We start from the raw sequence: 4,546 nt of genomic DNA, 5'->3' as shown, positions 1-4,546 counted from the left end.
CCCCCGAATGGTCGTGTCGAGGCGTGCTCGTGTGTTCATCTCCGCCGTGATTGCAGTGTTGATCGCGGCCGGTCTCCAGATCGTGACCCTGGCTGCGCCATCGCTCATACCGCCTGCGGCGGCGGATACGGACCCGGGCTCGGGCGGCGTGTTCGTGCCGTACCAGACGCAACTGCTCGACACGCGGTCCGCGGGGTCGGGCGGTTCCTTAGTGGCCGGTACTTGGCGGACGGTCTCAGTGGAGGGGGTCGGCGGGATCCCCGCGACGGGAGTCTCAGCAGTCCAGGTCGTCATGATCGTTCCCTTGGTCACAGTCGACGGGCACATCTACGTACGGCCCACGGGAAGCGGCCAGGCTGGCTGGACCGCCATGCTGTTCAACAAGCCCGGCTGGATGTCAAACACCGTCGTCATCAAACTCTCCGGGTCCGGCAAGTTCGACATTCAGGCGGACTGGGGCATTGATGTCATCATCGGCGCCCAGGGCTACTTCACTGCCGGATCGACAGCACCCGGCGGCTTCGTACCGTCCCTGACGCCCTTCCGCGTGGCTGACTCGCGCTATGGGAACGGGGTGCCGCAGGCGAAGTTGACGAACAACGTGCCCGTCACCGTCCAAGTCGCAAGCGGCTCGAACGGAGTGCCAGCCAGCGGGGTTCCGATGGGTGCATCGGCTGTGTTCGTCAACTTCACCGTCATTAACGGCTCTACGGCCTCGGGACAGATCCACGGAAACGCAGCAGACGCTTCCGGCGCCGGCGGTGGCCTGAACTTCATGGCTTCGGCCAACACGACGTTGGGAGCGGTAGTCCCATTGTCTGCCGACGGGAAGATGAAGGTCACCCTCACTTTCACGCCTACGACAGGCACGGCGGACATGGTGGCCGATATCGTTGGGTTCTACACGGCAACTGACAACGACTACGCCGCCGGAACCTTCACCCCCGCTGACTCGTGGCTGGTCAACAACAAGACGATCGCTGCCCACACCACCGCCACCTACAGCATCGCGGGTGTCGGTGGGGTGCCGGTGAACGGCTCGGGGGTGAACGCTGTTGCGGCAAGCGTCGTTGTGCATCAGGCCAATGTCGGCGGGTCCGGCAACGTCTCGATGTGGCCGGACGGATTCCCCCTTCCGAATGTGACCTCTCTCGTCTTCCCTGAGACCTCGTATCGGTCGACCTCGACCACTATTGGTGTCGGCGCCGAGGGCAAGATCAACGTCTACAACAACTCGTCGCAACCGATCTCGATCTTCATCCAACTGCAAGGGTGGTTCGCCGCATCTGATGCGGTGGTTGTCGGTGGCCAGTCGATCACTCAACAGAAAGTAGGGTTGAAGGCTTCCAGCGTCGGTGTAGCGGCTTCTCGTCCGTGGGTCACCTATAAGTACCGCCAAGGTACTAGCGGCGCGTGGACCGCGATTCCCCTCGGAAACGTGAAAGACGACGCAAGCGGAAATCACCCGACGGCATGGCCAATTGGCGCGGTTGGAACTGGGACCGCTGCTGAGTTCGCGCCCTATACGTGGGACGTGTCCGGAACGCTGGGTCCCGACTATCAGAGCGGACTGAGTTTGCAGGTCGTCGCCTGCTATTCCACAGGATCGAGCGATCCTTCCCCCCTTTGCGCGACCGCCTGGAACGTCACCTACGCCCCGGCATCGTTCGGGTACGCTTCGGCGACTGCAAATATTGGGCCGGGCACGTTGTCGTTGCTGACGGGGGACCTAGCGGTCTCCAGCAGTGATGCAACGGCAGTTTCGTCCCTGGGTGGACTTTCCATTGGGCGCACGCTGACAACTCTGAAGGACCCGACGGCCGCACCACTTGGGACGGCGGTCGGCGTCTTTGGTCCGGCCTGGACCGCAGATCTCGACGGCCCCGACGCTGGTGAGGGCGCGTTGACGGTGGCGGACCACCATACCTATGGGTACCTGACCTTCACCGATACCGACGGCGCAACATATGTATACCAAGCGTCTACGGACCCCACTAAGCCGAATACCTACGTCGGGGTCGGTGATGCCGCGGGGGACGGCGTGGTGGTGACGATGTCGACGGATGCCACGTCAATCACGATGGTGGATCGCGACGGAACGGTGACGACCTACGTCAAGGTCGGAACCACGTGGCAGACATTGTCGATCGTCGAGCCAGGATCGGCTACGACCAGTAGTTATACGTACGGCACCAGTGGCCCCGAGACCGGGCGAGTGACCCGGATCCTTGCTCCTGTGCCCCCGGGTGTGACATGCACAGGGGCGCTCGCAGACACTACTCCGGGCTGCCGCTCCCTCGTCCCTCACTACGGCACGCCAGACGGATCCCCGGCAGGCACCGTCCGCCTCCTTGACGTTAAGGTCTCCATCCCACAGACCTCCGGTACGACCAACTTCAAGACCGTCGCGCAGTACGGATACGACTCGACCGGTCGACTCACGACTGCATGGGACCCACGCACCGATCTGAACCCCGGGGACGGCGTAGACACCACGCTCAAGACGACGTACACATATGTCACGTCAGGCAACGGGTTGGGCCGACTGGCGTCAATCACTCCGCCCGGCCCTGAGCGGACGACCTCTTTCGTCTATGACAGCAACAATCGCGTAGTTCAGGTGCTGCGCAATGTTCCGGTCGGGAACCCGATCTCTGGTGTCGCCGACAAAACTGCTACGACGACCATCGTCTACGGCGTTCCGAACAGCGGCACCGGACTGCCGGACCTCTCCGCATCCGCAGCAGCGGCTTGGGGGCAGACCCGTAGCCTGCCGAGCGACGGGTCGGGCACTGCCGTGTACGGCCCGGACCACGTCCCTGCCAGTACCGACGTCGCGACAGTTTCCGCGAGCGACTGGAAATACGCTTAGTTGCATTATCTGGATGTAAATGGTCGCGAGATAGACAATGCTGGGTTCGGGCAGGCTGATGCCAGCGACGGCACGGGGCACTGGCAGATCGCCTCGACCCAGTTTGATGCTAACGGCGCGCTTGTGTGGCAACTTTCGGCGGGGAACCGATCCCAGGCCTTAGCCCCGAGCGCAAACACTGACACAGCGGTGGCGGGCACCACCGCCTCGGCCGAACGGGCAGATTTGCTCGCCTCAATCACGGTCTATGATCCGCTCGATCCAGCCAAGGTCACGGACACCTTCGGGCCGACTCACCCGGTCACACTCGCAAGCGGGACTTTGGTGCATGGCCGAGTACACGTCCACACCGACTATGACGAGGGCGCACCGTACACCGGGACGAACCCGGCGACGAATGCTGCATACCGCTTGCCGACCACAGAGACCAGCACCGTGTTCGACGTCGAAACCCAGGCAGACGTCACGACGGCGGCGGACAAGTCTGTCGAGACGAGCGGATACGCGGCGGTGGGGGGTATGTCGAAGACAGGATGGGAACTTGAGGTACCGACGACTTCAACGGTTCGGATGGGTGCTGACCCAACCGTGACGTCCGCGGCAGACCTCGTCACCACGACCGTGTACGACAATGATGGACGAGTCATCGAGGAGCGATTGTCCGGCGACGCCACAGGCGACGCAGACGGCACCAGCCCTCGGAGCACTAAGACCACCTACTACGTCGCATCCGGCTTTGGTGACTGTGTGTCCGCGCTGTCCGCGGGGCTTGTGTGCAAGACCGGACCCGGCGGCCAGCCTGGCGGAACAAGCAAACCGCTTCCGACGACGAGTGTCATCTATGACCAGTACGGCAACCCGACTGTCACAACAGAGATCTACTCTGCGTCCGGTTCCGGCGGGACCGGTGTGCCGACCCGGACTACGACCACCGATTACGACTCCGCCGGGCGAGTCACCCAGACGGCCGTGACGACCGCGAACGTGACGGGCAACCACCCCGTGCCTGCTGTGTCCTACGGCTACAGCGACACTACCGGTCGCCAGATCAGCCAAAGCACCGGCACTGGCGGGGCGAAGAAGACGCTCACCACCAGTTACGACGCTGCGGGCCAAGTCTCCTCGTACACCTACTCAACTGGGGTCGCCAACAGCAACCCGGAGACCACCTACACGGGCTACGACATCGACGGCCGCGCCGTCTCCAAGGTTGACCTGAAGGGCGCAACTACGTGGACGTACGACAGCAGCAGCGAGCACCGCAGTCTCGTCACCGCGGTGAAGCACGCCCCCTCACCCGTCTCGACCGAAAGCCTCGGGAGTACCGGCGCCAAGGACGCCGACGGCAACCTTGATATCACCTCCGCGACCGGAGAGTTCGGCTTCACGGCCGCCTACGATGCGAGCGGTGCTGAAGCCGTACAGAGCTACCCCAACGGGCTCGATGCCTCGACCGCCTACGACAACGCGGGTAACACCAAGAGCTTGTCGTATGCCAAGGCTGGGACGACGTGGATGTCGTTCACACAGACCAACGGAACCGGCGAACGCATAACCGCCCAATCCAGCACAGTTGGAGGACAAGCCGCCTCATCGCAGGCGTTCATCTACGACAACGCCGGCCGGCTGACGCAGGTCCAAGACACCGTGGGCCCGGCGATGAGCGGCAGTGGA

2 protein-coding genes are annotated in these 4,546 nt (G+C 63.3%); both read left to right on the top strand.

All coding sequences use genetic code 11. From position 1 onward, the window contains the following. Positions 1 to 31: 31 nt before the first annotated feature. A complete protein-coding gene (locus ACYQ1K_RS27680) occupies positions 32 to 2,872 on the top strand; it encodes an RHS repeat domain-containing protein (protein WP_459986848.1) in 2,841 nt (946 codons plus the stop codon). After that, on the top strand, positions 2,873 to 4,546 hold a 1,674-nt coding region (locus ACYQ1K_RS27675), incomplete at its 3' end, for an RHS repeat domain-containing protein (protein WP_459986847.1).

The sequence above is a fragment of the Nocardioides sp. AN3 genome (genome assembly GCF_054653495.1).
This window is presented reverse-complemented; position numbering and strand designations above follow the sequence as displayed.